The sequence below is a fragment of the Pseudomonas sp. ok266 genome (genome assembly GCF_900110195.1).
GTDB lineage: Bacteria > Pseudomonadota > Gammaproteobacteria > Pseudomonadales > Pseudomonadaceae > Aquipseudomonas > Aquipseudomonas neuropathica.
The window spans coordinates 460686-476711 of sequence record NZ_FOCU01000004.1 but is presented as its reverse complement, the minus strand read 5'-3'; the positions used below and the strand labels follow the sequence as shown (position 1 = coordinate 476711).

12 protein-coding genes are annotated in these 16026 nt (G+C 58.8%); 4 read left to right on the top strand and 8 right to left on the bottom strand.

What is annotated here, in order from left to right; genetic code table 11:
- Nucleotides 1-6 precede the first annotated feature (6 nt).
- Together BMY54_RS09980 and BMY54_RS09975 are read right to left on the bottom strand one after the other, a co-directional pair.
- Nucleotides 7-714 (bottom strand): response regulator transcription factor, encoded by a 708-nt coding sequence (locus BMY54_RS09980; protein WP_093431564.1) that lies wholly within the window; start codon nucleotides 712-714, stop codon nucleotides 7-9.
- Between the two features lie 174 nt (nucleotides 715-888).
- Nucleotides 889-2109, bottom strand: a complete 1221-nt coding sequence (locus tag BMY54_RS09975) for an EAL domain-containing response regulator (RefSeq protein WP_093431561.1) — start codon at nucleotides 2107-2109, stop codon at nucleotides 889-891.
- A gap of 319 nt (nucleotides 2110-2428) precedes the next feature.
- Between BMY54_RS09975 and BMY54_RS09970 the strand changes: the two genes are divergently transcribed.
- From BMY54_RS09970 to BMY54_RS09960, 3 genes are all read left to right on the top strand, one after another.
- Entirely contained in the window at nucleotides 2429-3034 is a 606-nt protein-coding gene (locus tag BMY54_RS09970; protein WP_093431558.1) for a fimbrial protein, read from the top strand.
- Nucleotides 3035-3102: 68 nt separating this feature from the next.
- Complete coding sequence (locus BMY54_RS09965) at nucleotides 3103-3852, top strand: fimbrial biogenesis chaperone (RefSeq protein WP_093431555.1); 750 nt, start codon at nucleotides 3103-3105, stop codon at nucleotides 3850-3852.
- Nucleotides 3853-4049: 197 nt separating this feature from the next.
- Nucleotides 4050-6518 carry a fimbria/pilus outer membrane usher protein gene (locus BMY54_RS09960; RefSeq protein WP_371914434.1) on the top strand — a complete coding sequence of 823 codons (2469 nt, stop codon included), beginning with the start codon at nucleotides 4050-4052 and terminating at the stop codon, nucleotides 6516-6518.
- 73 nt (nucleotides 6519-6591) lie between these two features.
- Here BMY54_RS09960 and BMY54_RS09955 read toward each other — a convergent pair whose 3' ends face one another.
- Nucleotides 6592-7101, bottom strand: coding sequence for a nucleoside deaminase (locus tag BMY54_RS09955; RefSeq protein ID WP_008077533.1), 510 nt, complete (start codon nucleotides 7099-7101; stop codon nucleotides 6592-6594).
- A 31-nt stretch (nucleotides 7102-7132) separates the two neighbouring features.
- On the bottom strand, nucleotides 7133-8464 hold the full coding sequence (locus tag BMY54_RS09950) for a nucleobase:cation symporter-2 family protein (RefSeq protein ID WP_093431549.1): 1332 nt from the start codon (nucleotides 8462-8464) through the stop codon (nucleotides 7133-7135).
- Between the two features lie 214 nt (nucleotides 8465-8678).
- Here BMY54_RS09950 and BMY54_RS09945 point away from each other — a divergent pair, with 214 nt between their 5' ends.
- On the top strand, nucleotides 8679-9593 hold the full coding sequence (locus tag BMY54_RS09945) for a LysR family transcriptional regulator (protein WP_093431546.1): 915 nt from the start codon (nucleotides 8679-8681) through the stop codon (nucleotides 9591-9593).
- A gap of 52 nt (nucleotides 9594-9645) precedes the next feature.
- Here the strand turns inward: BMY54_RS09945 and BMY54_RS09940 are convergent, their stop codons facing one another.
- From BMY54_RS09940 to BMY54_RS09925, 4 genes are all read right to left on the bottom strand, one after another.
- On the bottom strand, nucleotides 9646-12735 hold the full coding sequence (locus tag BMY54_RS09940; protein WP_093431544.1) for an efflux RND transporter permease subunit: 3090 nt from the start codon (nucleotides 12733-12735) through the stop codon (nucleotides 9646-9648).
- Nucleotides 12732-13841, bottom strand: a complete 1110-nt coding sequence (locus BMY54_RS09935; RefSeq protein ID WP_093431541.1) for an efflux RND transporter periplasmic adaptor subunit — start codon at nucleotides 13839-13841, stop codon at nucleotides 12732-12734. The genes BMY54_RS09940 and BMY54_RS09935 overlap by 4 nt, the downstream gene beginning before the upstream one ends.
- Nucleotides 13842-14167: 326 nt before the next feature.
- Nucleotides 14168-14794: a TetR/AcrR family transcriptional regulator gene (locus tag BMY54_RS09930; RefSeq protein ID WP_093431538.1), complete on the bottom strand. Its 627-nt coding sequence runs from the start codon at nucleotides 14792-14794 to the stop codon at nucleotides 14168-14170.
- A gap of 58 nt (nucleotides 14795-14852) precedes the next feature.
- Complete coding sequence (locus tag BMY54_RS09925) at nucleotides 14853-16019, bottom strand: MFS transporter (RefSeq protein WP_093431536.1); 1167 nt, start codon at nucleotides 16017-16019, stop codon at nucleotides 14853-14855.
- Between the last annotated feature and the right edge of the window lie 7 nt (nucleotides 16020-16026).

The window sequence follows — 16026 nt, the reverse complement described above, 5'->3', positions numbered from 1 at the left end:
AGCGTGTTATCCCTGGTTGTCGGCTGTCAGGCTGTGCTGCAACTTGAACAGCTCTGCATCACCACGAATGCCAAGCTTTTTGAAAGCGGCCTGTTTTTGCCCACTGATGGTTTTGCGACTGCGCGAGAACTTCAAAGCAATCTGCGTCACCCCCATACCCTCGAGGCAGCAACGCAAGACTTCTTTCTCTTTCGGCGACAGCAAAGGATTGCTCAGGAAATCGTCGCTGTGCGCCGCGCCGTCATCGTTGGCACCAGCAGGTTCATCGACCGACGCAGGCAGCACATCAAGCTCGAAGGCCATTGCCGGCGACAGGTACAACTGGCCGGACGCTGCGCAACGGATGCCCGTGATCAGGTCATCGACTGGCTGGGACTTGCCGAAGAACCCGCTGACGCCCGCTCCGATCGCCATGTTCACCACCGCCGGGCGCTCTTCAGAGGATGAGACGAGGATGCGCATGTCTGGATATTGCTTGCGCAGAAGCCGAATCAGATTGAGCCCGTCCAGCTCACCATCGTGCAGCTTGTAGTCGAGTATCAGCAGGTCGATTTCGACCTCGCGCAATCCAGCGAGCAACTGCGCGCTGCTCCCGTACACGCCCACGACACTGAACTCGGCTTCGCGCGTCAGCCGCGATTTCATCGCCAGACGTATGAGCGAGTGATCATCAAGGATGGCAACGCGTAACGGATTCACGACTGACCAATGCATGAGCGACTCCATGATGAGGAGGGTTGAAGGATCATCAGCACTTGGCAACCGCAGCAGATCCCGGGCATCACCGAAGCTTTCAGGTGCATCTGATTGATTTCTCGGCACATGATGATTGTTTTGAAGACACGACGAAATAGGGCTTTGTCCCAAAAGTCAGACCGCGAGCGCGCATCAAAGGTCGGACGTACCTATTGCGCGGCGCCAGGACGACTTTTGACCCTCGAAGCGCCAATCGACCAGATGCGCCCAATTCATGGGGCGAGCGTAGAAGAAGCCCTGCCCCCACTGGCAACCGAGTAGAGCCAGGTGATGAACCTGGTCTGCGGTTTCAATACCCTCTGCCACCACACGCATGTCCAGCTCGCGCGCCAAGGCCAAGGCACCGTGGATGACCGCACTGTAGCGAGCCTGCTGGAAATTCTGCACGAAGCCGGCGTCGAGTTTGATTTCGTTGAACGGCATCTGACACAGTCGCTCCAGCGAAGAATAGCCGACACCGAAATCATCGATTGCCAGGCTGAAGCCGAGCATGCGCAGACGCACCATGTTTTCCATGCTGATCTCGGGCATCTGCAGCAGACCGGTTTCCGTCAGCTCGAATATCAGCCCGGCTGGCGAGGCACCGTGAATGCGCAACAGCGCCTTGATCCGATCGACAAGATTCGGGTTGGCCATCTGCGTCACGTCGAGATTGAACGCGAGCTTGAACGGTTTGCCGTGGGACTGCACGAAACGCTGCAGACTCAATCCTTGCGTGAGCAGGCTGAAAAACATTTCGTCAAGCAGCCCGCAACGCTCGATCGTGGGCAAGAACATGCCCGGTGAAAGTAACCCGCGACTGGGGCTTTGCCAGCGCACCAGCACCTCGGCGCCATCCACTTCACCACTGCGCAGATGAAACTTGGGCTGGAAGTACGCGCGAAATTCCTGCCGACGTATCGCTTCAAGCACTTCGTTCTCCGAAGGCTGATCGAGATGACTTTCCGCCACTTTGACATCGACCTGGCTGTGCGGGCGATAGCGCGCCAGCAATGGCGCCAGCACATCGACCATCAACGGCTTTGCGACACTGCCGAGCAATTCCAGGCCCTGCAACGTGACAATTCGATCAACCGTGCGCAATAAGTCTTCAGGCAGTGAACTGCAGATGATCACTGCGCGAATCAATCCAGCCTCTCTCGCCAGGCGCAAAAAGGTCAAACCATCCATCCCGGCCATGCTCAGGTCACACAACGCAACGTCCACGCCCCCTGCCTGGGAGATCACAGCCAGCGCATCTTTGCCGTCAGCCGCCTGAAAGATATTTTTGTAACCCAGACTATTAAGCGCGCTGACCGCAGCCGTGCGCTGGAAGGCGTGATCTTCCAATACCAATATACGAAGCGTGTTCACAAACCGGGAACCTCTTTCTATCAGCCATTAATAGCGAAAAGCCTGAATCATCTTCCAACAGAAAGATCGCTCACAAACTTTGCATTGACTGAGAATTTCTGCCTCCGCGAATACTAATCAGATAGAGCTCGCGCGACTTTGAGAATTGTCTCATTTAATTCGCTGTACTTTACTGAGAATATAAATACGCACTTCCGATATTGCCGCCTTGTTCGCACTTGCCACGCTTTAAGACAAATCTCAAAGACCCATCGCTATCACCGACCTAACATGGCCTGGCATTTCAATGCAGCACTTCACAATAACTTCGGATATAAACATGAAAAAGTTCGCTTTCGCAGTACTCACTCTTTCCGTACTGGCTGCCTCCACTGGTGCACTGGCTGAAGAAGAAGCCGCTAAAGCCGTCAAGGGCGGCAGCGGTCAAATCAGCTTTACCGGCGTCATCAACAACGATGCGTGCTCGGTAGATGGCGCTTCGGGTAACGACAAGATGATTGCCGTGGACATGGGCAGCGTATCGATCAAAGACATGGGCACCGATTCTGCCCCGGGTGCTGGTCGCGTGGCTGCCAACGATTTCAACCTGAAAGTGAACTGCAACGCCGGCACCAAGGTGTCGATGCTGTTCAAACCAACCGTCAACGGCGGTTCGGGCCTGGTTGATGGCAAGAAAGTTCTCAAGCTGCAAGGTACTGATGCGGCCAAAGGCGTAGGTATCGCGCTGCTGGACAGCAACGGCCAGTTGATCGACCTGAGTTCCGAAGCCACAGCCAAAGTTCAGACCAGCCTGACTGGCGACGGCACCACTGGCGGCGACGGCACCCTGTCGTTCGCAGCCGCTTACGTCACCACCGGCGACAAGGCCACCGCTACTGCAGGTACCGGTAACGCCACTCTGCCGTTCGTTCTCGAATACGAATAAGCAGCGCGCAATACCTGGACGGGGCCGCTGTGCCTCGTCCTTCCCGACCAGATCAATCGGTGAAAACTATGTTAAGTCGCTATTTTCCGCTGTGTCTGGGGCTTGCCGGGGTGTTGATGACGCACTCGGCATTCGCCAGCATCTCCTTGAGTTCCACCCGGGTCATCTTCGATGGCGCGCACAAAGAGGCAAACGTCACCGTGCGCAACGGCGGGCAAACCATCCTGGCGCAATCGTGGCTGGATGCCGGCGACACCGCTGGCAGCGCGCCGCCATTTGCGGTGACTCCACCGCTGGCCCGACTCGAACCCAATCAACAGCAACTGTTGAGGATTCTCTATGAGGGCCGGGGCATGCCTGCGGACAAAGAGTCGGTGGTGTGGCTGAACGTGCAGGAAATCCCTCAGGCCAGTGCTGCCGATGTCAATACGCTGCAACTGGCGGTACGTCAGCGCATCAAGGTGTTCTTCCGTCCGGACGGACTGACCGGTGACGCTGCGCAAGCGCCGGTGCAACTTGTATGGCAATTGGTCACGCAAGCTGGCAAGTCGGTACTGAAAGTAAAAAACCAGAGTAATTACCATGTGTCGCTGGCCGACCTGAAAGTCGCTGCAGGAAAAAAAGCAGAGTTAGTGATTGATTCGACAATGATCGTTCCGGGCGAAGTTCGTTCATTCAACTTGAAAGAGTTGCCACCTGGATCTCCGCGCCTGACGTTTTCAGCCATTAACGATTACGGCGCACAACAACGATTCGATGCACCACTCAGCGCTACCGAAAGTCATGCCGAGCGCGTGAAAGATGCATCCGCCCAGTAACTTCCCCGCCCCACCCCGCCAATTCACAAGCTATTTACGAGTTCCGGACTCCGGTTGAAGCAACACGGACTGATAAGGCAAATTGCATGTTTTCCTCCCAACACCACACATCTGCAAGTTGTGTAAAGCATCACGTTGCGCGCCATAAAAACAAAACGGCGTTGGGCTGCCTGCATCCATTGTGCTTTGCCATCAATATGGCCATTTGTGGATTCGCCATGGGTGCCGATGCCCCCGCCGCGGTAGCGGGTGAAGCTTTCAATACCTTGTTTCTTGAAGGTTCATCGGCGGTCGATCTGCAACCCTTGTTGAATGCCAACAGCGTTCTGCCGGGCCGATATCGCGTTGACGTGTTCAGCAACGGCACGCTGGTCGGTCGTCGCGACGTTGATTTCGCGGCCAACCCGCTCAACGGCAAAGTCGAGCCACGTATCACCCTGGAATTGTTACAGCAGCTGGGCGTAGACATGCGCAAACTGCGTGAGCAAGGCCTGGTTGATGAGCAACGGCCGGCCGATCACTACGATCTTGCGTCGATGATCGAACAAGCCAGTCTCAGTTTTGACGCCAACCGCCTGCGCCTCAATATCAGCGTGCCGCAGGTCGCGATGGCGCGCGGCATGCGCGGCTATGTGGACCCAGAGCTTTGGGACGATGGCGTGGCCGCCGGGTTCATCAACTATCAGTTGAGCAGCACCCGCAGCAAAACCGATTACTCGACGCAAATCTCAAATAACCTGGGTCTGCGCAACGGCATCAACTTCGGTGCCTGGCGTTTGCGCAACGAGTCCAATCTGAGCAGTGCCACCGGCCGGCCCAACCGGTTTGTCAGCAACCGCACGTTCATCCAGCGCGACCTCACGGCGATCAAGGGGCAACTGAGTGCGGGGGAAATATTCTCCGATTCGGATCTGTTCGACAGCGTGCGCTATCAAGGCGTCAAGGTGGCGTCTGATGAAGGCATGCGCGCAGACAGTGAGCGCGGCTATGCGCCGATCATTCGTGGCGTGGCTGAAACCAATGCGAAGATCGAGGTCCGCCAGGATAACTACATTCTTTACACCACCAACGTGCCGCCGGGGCCGTTCGAGATCAGTGATATCTATCCATCGGGCTCCAATGGTGATCTGGAGATCACCGTTGTCGAAGCGGATGGTCGGCGCAAGGTCACCCGGCAGGCGTTCTCCGCCTTGCCGACGATGGTGCGTGAGGGTCAATTGAAGTACAGCCTGTCGAGCGGCAAATTCAACAACAACAGCGAAGGCTACGACAAGCCAGCCTTCCTGGGCGGCACTTTCGCCTACGGCTTGACCAGCAACCTGACGGGCATTGCCGGCATTCAGGCCAGCAACGGTTTCAAAGCGCTTTCAGTCGGTGCGGCGAAGAACACGTCGATTGGCGCTATGTCGCTGGACCTCACGCAATCGTCCAGCAAGGCATTCGGTAAAACGACCCAGGGCAGCAGCGTACGCGCGCTCTATGCAAAGACCTTCACCGGCACCGATACCAGCTTCACCCTCGCCGCCTATCGTTATTCGACCGAGGGTTACCGCACGCTGACCGACCACGTTCAGGACACCAGCACCGGCGCTACGCGGCGCGCAGGTAACGCCAAAACCCGTACCGACCTCACGGTCAACCAGACCCTGGGCGAAGCGCGCCAGTACGGGTCGCTGTACTTGAATGCCAGTGATCAGCGCTATTGGGATCGCGGTGGCTCGCGCAGCTTTTCTGCCGGTTACAACAATAATTGGCGCGACCTGAACTACAACATCAGTTTGAGTAAAACCGAAGAGTTCGGCGCACGCGGTGACACCACTCACGACACCCAACTGAGCGTTTCGATTTCATTCCCACTCGGATCGACACCTCGCGCACCTCGCGCCTATATTTCCAGCAATCATCAGAATACCGGCACCAGTACACAAGCCGGGATCAATGGTTATCTGACTGAAGACAGTGACACCTACTATTCCGTACAGACCGGGCGCAGTGTGCAAGGTGATCGCTCTGGCTCACTGAGCCTGAGTACCCGTACAGCGATGGGTGATCTTGGATTGGGCTATAGCCGAGGCAGCGGTTATGAATCACAGAACCTGAGCGCGGCCGGATCAATCGTGGCCCACGCGGGGGGCATCAACATGGGCCAGACCGTCGGCGAAACATTCGCACTGGTCGCGGTGCCTGGCATGTCAGGGGTAGAAGTCAGCAGCTACTCCGGCGTAAAAACCGGCCTCAACGGCTATGCCGTCGTTCCAAATGCACAGCCCTATCGCGTGAACTGGGTGACGTTGGATACACGCAATCTCGGCGGTGAAATCGAGTTGGACAACGCCACTCAACAACTCGTACCGAGACGAGGTTCAGTCGTGCTCGCGCGCTTCGAGGGCAGCAAAGGTCGACGGATCCAGTTCGAACTCTACGATGCCGAGGGCAAACCCCTCCCATTCGGAGCCGTACTGATGGACGCCGATGGTAAACAACTGGCGCTTTCCGACCCCACCGGCAAGGCGTTAGCGCTTGTTACCAAAGATCAAGGCATCATCACAATCAAGTGGCAGGGCAAGAGTTGCCCCGCCCCTTACAAGCTGCCAGAAAGGCTAAAGGATTTGAACTATGAGCATTACAGGCTTTCTTGCTCAACCAGCGTAGACACATCGAAATAACACATTCAATTCGTCAGTCTTAAACGACAAGGCTCTGATTTATTCAGAGCCTTGTCGTTTCTGGAGCTCCCTGTTACGACCAAAAACCCTTGTGCGGCTCAGCCGCCTCGCCCTCCAGCATCGGCCCCAACACACTGACCTTGCGCTGCCCCTTGGCGAACACCTCGCGGCACGGCAGCGAGAACGTCGGGTTCTCCGGATGGTCACCGGTCAATCCCAGTAACGCATGCTCCGACAAGGCATAAACCACCCGCCCGATGCCCGTCCAATACACCGCGCCGGCGCACATGCAGCAAGGTTCGGCGCTGGTATATAGCGTGCACAATTCCAGCTCTTGCGGTGACAGCAGTTTTGCCGCTGCTGCGGCCGCCACCAACTCGGCGTGCTGAGTCGGATCGCCTTCCGGTGGCATCGAATTGTTCCCGGCTTCAACAATCACCTTGCCGTTGCGATCGGCCACCAATGCCGCGAACGGATGGCGACCGCGTTGTTTCGATGCCTCAGACAAGGCGATGGTCTGGCGCAGCAAGGTCAGATCAAGCTCGCTGACGCCGGCCGGGATGAGCTGAGTGAATTGATTCATGGGTAACTCCTGGGCAGTGGAAAACAAACTGTCAGTCGGCCAGTTCAGCGCCGATGGTTTCAGTGGATTTTTTATCGTTGTTGAGCAGGATGTTGAGGACGATGGCGGTGATCGCACCGAGGAAAATCCCGCTGTCGAGCACCAGTTTCAGGGTCGGGCCGGCGTGCTCGAACAGCGCCGGAAAGGACATTGGCAGCACGCCGACGCTCACCGATACGGCGACGATGATGCCGTTGCGAGTGCCCTCGAATTGCACCCGTGACAGTTCCTGAATCCCCGCCACCGTGGTCATGCCGAACATCACGATCGCGCAGCCACCGAGCACTGGCGTCGGCACTGCGGCGATCAACGCGCCGAGTTTCGGGAACAAGCCCATCAGCACCATGATTGCCCCGGCCGCGGCCACGACGAAGCGGCTTTTCACGTTGGAAAGCGCAATCAAACCGGTGTTTTGAGTGAAAGCGTTGTAGGGAAAACTGTTGAACAAGCCACCCAGCATGGTCGATAGGCCATCGGCGCGGAACGCGTTGCCGAGGGTCTGTTGCGTGGTGGCTTTGCCGGTCAGTTTGCCGATCGCCAGACAGTTGCCGGTGGTCTCGGCCATGATCACCAGCATCGCCAGGGTCATGATCAGAATCGGCACCGGCGCGAATTCCGGGGCGCCGAAGGCCATCGGCGCACTCAGCTCAAACCACGCCGCTTCGCTGACCCGACCGAAGTGAGTCATGCCGCAAGCCGCTGCGATCAGGCTGCCGACGAACAGACCAATCAGCACGCTGAGGTTGCCAATGAAACCCTTGAATTTGGCGTAGATCAGCAACGTCACGCTGACTGTGGCCAGGCCCAGCAACAAGTTCGCGGGATTGCCGAAGTCCGCCGAGTCGGGATTGCCCCCGCCCAGCCAGATCGCCGCTGCCGGCATCAGCGAGATGCCGATAATGGTGATCAGACTGCCAATCACCACCGGCGGAAAAAACCGCAGCAAGCGGCTGAACACCGGTGCCAGAGCAATGGTGATAAAGCCTGCCGCGATCACCGCACCGAAAATCTGACTGAGGCCGAATTCCTTGCCGATCATGATCATCGGCGCCAGGGCTATGAACGAGCAGCCCTGAATCAGCGGCAGCCGCGCGCCGAACTTCCAGAAGCCAAGGGTTTGAATCAACGTCGCCACACCCGAGGTCAACAGGTTGGCGTTAATCAGTAAAACGATCTGCGCCGAGGTCAGCCCCATGGCATTGCCGAGAATCAGCGGCACTGCCACCGCTCCCGCGTACATCACCAGCACATGCTGCAAGCCAAACGTGAACAACTGTCGCAGTGGCAAAACCTCGTCCACCGGATGAATGCGTTGTGTAGTCATTTCACACGCTCCTGAAGGTGCGGCATCTGTTGAGATCGCGGGCATGCTCAGGGGCGCTTGAAAGTCAGATCCGCCCCGGAGATCGTTTGACGCGGGGCCATAGTTGAACGTTTATTACGATGAAACAAATTAGCAACCATCGTTTTTTTCGATGGCACAATCAGGCATTCGTTAGCCACTCCAAACCTTTATTTTCGACCCGGGAGTTCACCGCTTGCGCTTCTCACTCGATCAACTGTTGATGTTCGTCCAAGTGGTCAAAAGCGGATCGTTTTCCGCCGCCGGGCGCCAACTGGGCAAGACCCAATCGACCATCAGCGCGGCGATTGCCAACCTCGAAACCGACCTTGGCGTCGACCTGTTCGACCGCAGCAACCGCAGCCCTGCCCTCACCGCCAGCGGCCACAAATTGCTGGTGCAGGCCGAAGCCGTGCTCGAACGCTGCATGACCTTCGAAGCCCACGCCGATTGCCTGTCTGACAACGTCGAAACCAGCCTGACGCTCGCCATTGAAACGCCGTACGGCCCGATCATGCCGGTGCTCAAAGCCTTCGAAGCCGCGTTCCCCTTTGTCGACCTGATCATCCGCCATCCGGTGTATGGCGACGTCAGCGAACTTGTCAGCAGCGGCGAAGCGGTACTCGGTGTGGCGTTTTCGCAGCCCGGCTACCCCAAGGAACTGGCGTTCCAGCAACTGGGCAAACTGATCATGCTGCACGTCTGCCACCCCGAGCATCCACTGGCGCAACTCGACAACGTCACCTTCGACGACCTGCACGTCCATCGCCGCCTGGCCTTCAGCGCCCACGCAAGCAAACTGCCAAGCAGCGAATACCTGCGCTCGACCCAGTTGTGGCAAGCGGAGAGCTATCTGGCGTTATTGGAAATGGTCCGCGCCGGGCTCGGTTGGGCCACCCTGCCCCGCCAGCTCGTTCAGCGTGAACTGGCCAAGGGTGAGCTGGTGGAACTGCAGCTCTCGGCGTATCCGCATACGGACTGGCAGATCGGTGTGGATTTGTTGTGGGCGCGGCAGCGACCGCTGGGCAAGGCCGAGCGGTGGCTGAAGGAGAAATTGCAGGGCAACAAGGTGTATGAGCTGGACCGCAACGGACAGATCACCACACTTTGACGGGGGGGACAAAGAGGCCCGCGAAAGCGGGCCTCGATTGCAGGCGTTGTTACTACGCCAGTCTGACTGTTCCAGTCTGAGCCTGGTGCTCAGGGCGGATCTTGAACCAGATGGAATACATCGCCGGCAGGAACACCAGCGTCATGATGGTGCCGACGAATGTGCCACCGATCAGGGTGTAGGCCAGCGTCCCCCAGAACACCGAGTGTGTCAGGGGGATAAAGGCCAGGATGGCCGCCATTGCCGTCAGCAGTACCGGACGTGCACGTTGCACCGTGGCCTCGACAACGGCGTGGAACGGGTCCAGCCCTTCCAGCGTGTTGTGATGGATCTGCCCGATCAGAATCAGCGTATTGCGCATCAGGATCCCCGACAGCGCAATCAGACCGACCAGCGCATTGATGCCAAACGGCTGATTGAAGATCAGCAGCGTCGGCACCACGCCAATCAAGCCTAGCGGTGATGTGAGAAAAACCATGATCATCGCCGCGATCGAACGCACCTGCACGATGGTGATCAGCAACGTCATGGCGATCATGATCGGCAGCAAGGGCAAGATCGCCTTGCCCGCCTTGCCGGACTCTTCGATAGCCCCCGCCTGCTCGATCCGGTAACCGGAGGGCAGTGTCTCGATGATCGGCTGCAACTGCTTGAGGATCACGCTCGAAACATCCGGTGGCTGCAAACCTTCGGCAATGTCGCCACGCACAGTGATCGTGGGTGTGCGATCACGGCGGCGCAGAATCGGGTCCTCCATGCGCACATCGACCTCGCCAATCTGCGATAACGGGATGCGTTGTCCCGACGCGCCGACCAAAGTGAAACCCTTGATCTGCGCCGGGTCGAGCCTGATATTGCCCGCCGCACGCCCGACGACCTGCACAGAACGAATATCCTCGCGCACCGCCGTGATCGGCACTCCGCTCAGCAGAAACTGCAGTTGCTGGGCGACCGCATTGGAGGTCAGCCCCACTGCCTGCAGACGGTCCTGATCGAGACTGAAATGCAAGGTCGGGGTCAGCGGCCCCCAATCAGTGTTCACCGTTCTCATCATCGGGCTGTCTTGCAGCACGCTCCGGACCTGCTCGGCGATATCGCGCAGCTTCACCGGATCAGGGCCCATCACCCGGTAGGCAACCGGAAACGGCGAATACGGACCGAACACAATTTGCGTGGCCCTGACACGGGCTTCCGGCGCGAGTCCTTCGGCAACTGCTTCGCGCAGCCGGAATTTGAGGGTTTCGCGTGCTTGCTGACTGTCCGTCAGCACCACGATTTTCGCAAACGAAGGGTCGGGTAATTCTGGCGCCATCGCCAGGAAGAAACGCGGCGCACCCTGGCCGATATAGGCCGTGACGATTTTGGCCTCATCCTGCTTTTGCAACCAGGCTTCGACCTTGGCGGCCGTGGCGCTGGTCTGCTCGATCGAGGTGCCGTAGGGCATTTGCACCTCGATCATCACCTCGGGGCGGTCAGAGGTCGGGAAGAACTGTTTCTTCACCAGCCCCATGCCTGGCACGGCGACGAAAAACAGCGTGACCACCGCGCCTGCTACTAACCATTTGCCGGCGATCACCGCGGTCAGCAGCCGGCGGAAGCGGTTGTAATTCGGCGTGTTATAGATCGCCGCGTGGCCACCTTCGACCTTCTTGATGTCCGGCAACAATTTCACGCCCAGATACGGGGTGAACGCCACCGCGACGACCCAGGAAGCGATCAATGCGATGCCGACGATCCAGAACATGTTGCTGGTGTACTCGCCGGCAGTGGACTGGGCAAAACCGTTGGGCAAAAAGCCGATTGCCGTCACCAGCGTACCGGACAGCATCGGCGCCGCCGTATGGCTCCAGGCATAGGCAGACGCCTTGATGCGGTCGTAGCCCTCCTCCATTTTCACCACCATCATTTCAATGGCGATGATCGCGTCATCGACCAACAGCCCGAGCGCAAGGATCAATGAGCCGAGGGTAATGCGATCGAAGTTCTTGCCAGTGGCGGCCATCACCACGAACACAATCGCCAGGGTCAACGGCACAGCCGCGGCGACCACCACCCCTACCCGCCAGCCCATACTCAGAAAACAAACGAGCATGACCACCAGCAGCGCGACAAAAAACTTGACCATGAACTCGCCGACCGCCGAGTCGATATTGACCGCCTGGTCGGTGACTTTGGCGAGGGTCATGCCCAATGGCATTTCCGCATTGATCCGCGCGGTCTCCGCATCCAGCGCCTTGCCCAGATCGAGACCGTTCCAGCCCTCGCGCATCACCACGCCCAGCAGCAGCGCGTCTTCACCGTTATTGCGCACAACAAAGGTCGCCGGATCTTCGTAACCGCGTTCAACCGTCGCCACATCAGAGAGCTTGAGTGTGCGCCCCTGCACGGAGACCGGTGTGTCGCGAATTTTCTGCACCTTGTCGAAGGCGCCGTCGAGACGCAGAAAAACCTGCGGCCCATTGGTTTCGATGGAGCCGGCGGGCGTCAGCACGTTCTGACTGTTCAGCGCGGCGAAGATGTCCTGCGGCGACAAGCCGAGGGTCGCCAACCGGTCATGGGAAAACGAAACGTAGATGCGCTCGGCTTGCTCACCGATGATGTTGACCTTCTTCACCCCCGGCACGTGCAGCAGACGCTGGCGCATGGCTTCCGCATCACGCACCAGCAAGCGCTGTGGCTCGCCTTTGGCTTTCAAGGCGAACAGCGCAAAGGTCACATCGGAAAATTCATCGTTGACCATCGGCCCGATCACACCGGCCGGCAACCTGATGGCTTCATCGTCGAGTTTCTTGCGTGCTTGATAAAACTCTTCCTGCACTTGCGAGGGCGGCGTGCTATCGAGCAACGACACCATCGTGAACGCCAGTCCAGGGCGGGTGTAGGTTTCCGAGCGGTCATACCACTTGAGTTCTTGCAGGCGCTTTTCAAGGGGTTCGGCGACCTGATCCTGCATCTCTTGCGCCGTCGCACCGGGCCACGCGGTAATCACGGTCAACTGCTTGACCGTGAACGGTGGATCCTCCGCACGCCCCAGTTGAAAGAACGACAAAGTCCCCGCAACGGCAATCAGAAAAATCAGGAACACCGTGATCGCCCGCTCGCGCACGGCGATGGCCGAAAGGTTGAAGCGTCCCTGGCTCATGGACGACTCCCGGCCGCGCTGGCTTCGCTCTGCTGCGGCAATCGTACTTCTTCGCCATCGCGCAGCAGATGGGCGCCCAACGCTACAACCTGCTCACCGGCAGTGAGGTCGCCGGCGATGCGCGCCGAATCATCGCTCAACCCCAGCACCTGAACCGCTCGCCAAGTCACCTTTGCCGGCGTTCCGGCGATCAGCCACACACCGGGTCCTTTGCCTGGGTCGTAAACGGCGGCGATGGGGACTTGTAACGCCTGTGTCTGGGTGGCGCCCTCGGCAATGCTGAGGGTCACGGTCGCACCGATCGGTGCGTTGGCCAGTGGCCCTTCGAGCACATAGCGCGCTTCGAACGTGCGCGTTGTGCGGTCTGCCGAGTCCGAAAGCAGCCGCAGTTTCGCCGTCACCGCCGCAGAATTCACCCCGTAAAGGCTGGCTTGCGCGGTGGAACCGGCGGCCGGACGCAGGGTTTCGGGCAGATGCACGATGGCTTCGCGCTGACCTGCACGGGCCAGTCGAACCACCGGTTGTCCCGGACTGACGACTTGTCCCGGTTCAGCGAGTGTTTCCACCACCACGCCGTCCGCATCAGCGACCAGCAACGCATAACCTGAAGCATTGCGCGCTACGTCGGCCTGCGCTTGCGCGGCGTTGAGCTGCGCCTTTGCCGTCTCCGCGGCGGCTCTGAACTGATCGTAGGCTGATGCCGATATGGCGCCAACGCCGACCAGTTTGCGATAGCGAGCCTCATCGTCGGCTGTCTGTTTGGCACGGGCGCGAGCCGCTATCACCTCCGCCTGCTGCGCCCGCGCTTGCAGCCCGAGGTCGACCGGGTCGAGACGCATCAGCGGCTGCCCTTGCTTCACGGCCTGTCCTGTATCAACCAAGCGTTCGAGCACTTTGCCCGATACGCGAAAACCCAGGTCGCCCTGAACGCGCGCCGCGACCACTCCGGTGAAAGAACGAGCGACATCGGGTGACGCCTGAACAGCAGCGGATCTGACCAGCGGCGCCTGTGTGCGGGGATCTGCACCGCTGGAAGACTCGCCACAGGCGCTCAGGGCAAGAGGCAACAAGCATGCGGCAATGGGGAAAGGTCGGAGCCGGCGCATAGGTTCCCTTACTGAGGAATAGGATGATCATCATATTCTCCGACCTGTGACCAAAATCGTCAATGGTCACATCTCAGGAAACGACTGCATCCTGACCAGCAGCAATATAGGACTGTCCATCGACTGACTGGCCCGACTCGCTATTGTTATGGTTACCTGGCATCTAGACTTGCATATAGCCATTCATTTATATGACCAATTCTGATAATGGTCACTTCCAGTTAAATGTATAGCTCGCCCGCCACTCATGTGCAGGGAACAGGAAACTTGATAAGGGGGGATGTCGCCTTGACTCGAATCGCCTGAAAACTTTGCTTAGCGATGGGTCAAGGCATGAGGCTGCGCAGGATGAGGTTGGTGGTCAGCGTGGGCGCTTGTTCGATCAGATCCAGATTGTGTTGCAACAGCAGCGGGTTGACGAAAGGTCGCAGCGCCAGATTGATCGCCTCGACGGTCTCGTCCAGCGGGGTCTTGCGCTCGAACTCGCCCGCTTCTCGCCCCTGACGCACGATGTCGAGGATAAAGCCCTTGATCTGCGCTTCGTACACCTGGGCGCTGTTCCAGCGCTCCGAAGCGGAAAACGCCGCGATGTCGTAGAGCTTGCGATCGTTGAAGAACAGATCCACACCCGTGGCGATCACGGTTTTGACCAGCCTGCGCAAACGCTCGGTGGCTGAAAGCGCTTCTGCGTTAACCGCTTGTTCGACGGCTGCAGCGATTTGGCCCAGGCAGTTGGCGCAAATGGCCTCGCCAATCGCCTGCTTGGAATCAAAGAATTTATAGATGTACGCCTTGGAAAAACCGATGGCCTTGGCCAGGTCGGAAACCGTGGTTTTACCGTAGCCGTATTGGCTGAAGTGCTCGTTGGCCGCGGCGACAATCTGGTCACGAATGTCGTGTTCGGCGGGGCCACGAGTGCTCGGCGAGGAGGCAGATAGGGATGGCTGATTCATGGGGGCAGCTTACTCACCCTATGAATGACTGACAACTCGCCGAGCATTGTTGAACGTGTTACACCACGGCGGCTTCAACCGCTCTGGAACGCCACGCAAATCCCAACACCATCAGCAGCCCCAGGCCCGCCATGGCCGCGCCGGCCAGGGAGATCGCCGGATAACCCAGCCCGCTGCTGATCACCGCGCCGCCCAGCGCCGCGCCAATCGCGTTGCCGAAGTTGAAGGCGCCGATGTTCACCGCCGAGGCCAGATTGGGTGCGTCCTTGGCCGCTTCCATTACACGCATTTGTAACGGCGGCACCAGAGCGAAGCTGGCGATACCCCAGATCAGGATGGCCACGGCGGCTGGCAGCGGCCAACGCATCAGTACGGTGAACGCCAACAACACCAGAATCAGCACGCTCAGCGAGACGATCAGGGTGCGATCGATCGAGCGGTCAGCAGCCTTGCCGCCCCACATGTTGCCCAGCGTCAACCCGACACCGTAAAGCATCAGCATGGCGGTGATGTAAGCAGTGGACGCATGGGTCTCGCTGCTGAGGATCGGTGCGATGTAGGTGAAGACGGTAAACATCGCGCTCGAGCCGACGACGGTCAGGGCCAGCGCGGCGAGCACCGGGCCGCGCCCCAATACCCGAATTTCCGCCATGACACCGACGCTTTGCGGCGCCCGCACGTTGGGCAAAGCGAACCACAACGCAGCCATGGTCAGCACGCCGAGGCCGGTAATGCCCCAGAAAGCCGTCCGCCAACCAAACATTTCGCCAAACCAGGCAGCCAGCGGCACACCGCCGATGGTAGCCAGGGTCAGGCCCATGAACATCGCCGCAACCGCCCCGGCACGTTTTTCCGGGGCGACCAGGGTGGCGGCGACGACGGAGCCGACGCCAAAAAAGGCACCGTGGTTCAGTGAGGTGACCACCCTGGCGACCATGAGGCTGTAGTAATCGGTGGCCAACGCTGACATCAGATTACCCAGGGTGAAAATCGCCATAAGCCCGATCAGCAGATAGCGCCGGGGAATCCTGCCGGTGGTCAGGGTCATCAGCGGTGCGCCGAGCAATACGCCCAGCGCATAAGCACTGACCAGCAAACCGGCAGCGGGAATGGAAACGCCCAGATCCGCAGCGATACCCGGCAACATGCCCATGGGGGCGAATTCTGTGACGCCGATGCCGAAGGCACCGATGGCGAGTGCAACAAGTGGTGGATTGATACGCATGGAAAGC

Bases quoted from the DNA above. Each gene is read 5' to 3' on its own strand.
- BMY54_RS09980 (WP_093431564.1), bottom strand. From the start codon at position 714: ATGCATTGGTCAGTCGTGAATCCGTTACGCGTTGCCATCCTTGATGAT.
- BMY54_RS09970 (WP_093431558.1), top strand. From the start codon at position 2,429: ATGAAAAAGTTCGCTTTCGCAGTACTCACTCTTTCCGTACTGGCTGCC.
- BMY54_RS09965 (WP_093431555.1), top strand. From the start codon at position 3,103: ATGTTAAGTCGCTATTTTCCGCTGTGTCTGGGGCTTGCCGGGGTGTTG.
- BMY54_RS09960 (WP_371914434.1), top strand. From the start codon at position 4,050: ATGGCCATTTGTGGATTCGCCATGGGTGCCGATGCCCCCGCCGCGGTA.
- BMY54_RS09955 (WP_008077533.1), bottom strand. From the start codon at position 7,101: ATGAATCAATTCACTCAGCTCATCCCGGCCGGCGTCAGCGAGCTTGAT.
- BMY54_RS09950 (WP_093431549.1), bottom strand. From the start codon at position 8,464: ATGACTACACAACGCATTCATCCGGTGGACGAGGTTTTGCCACTGCGA.
- BMY54_RS09940 (WP_093431544.1), bottom strand. From the start codon at position 12,735: ATGAGCCAGGGACGCTTCAACCTTTCGGCCATCGCCGTGCGCGAGCGG.
- BMY54_RS09935 (WP_093431541.1), bottom strand. From the start codon at position 13,841: ATGCGCCGGCTCCGACCTTTCCCCATTGCCGCATGCTTGTTGCCTCTT.
- BMY54_RS09930 (WP_093431538.1), bottom strand. From the start codon at position 14,794: ATGAATCAGCCATCCCTATCTGCCTCCTCGCCGAGCACTCGTGGCCCC.
- BMY54_RS09925 (WP_093431536.1), bottom strand. From the start codon at position 16,019: ATGCGTATCAATCCACCACTTGTTGCACTCGCCATCGGTGCCTTCGGC.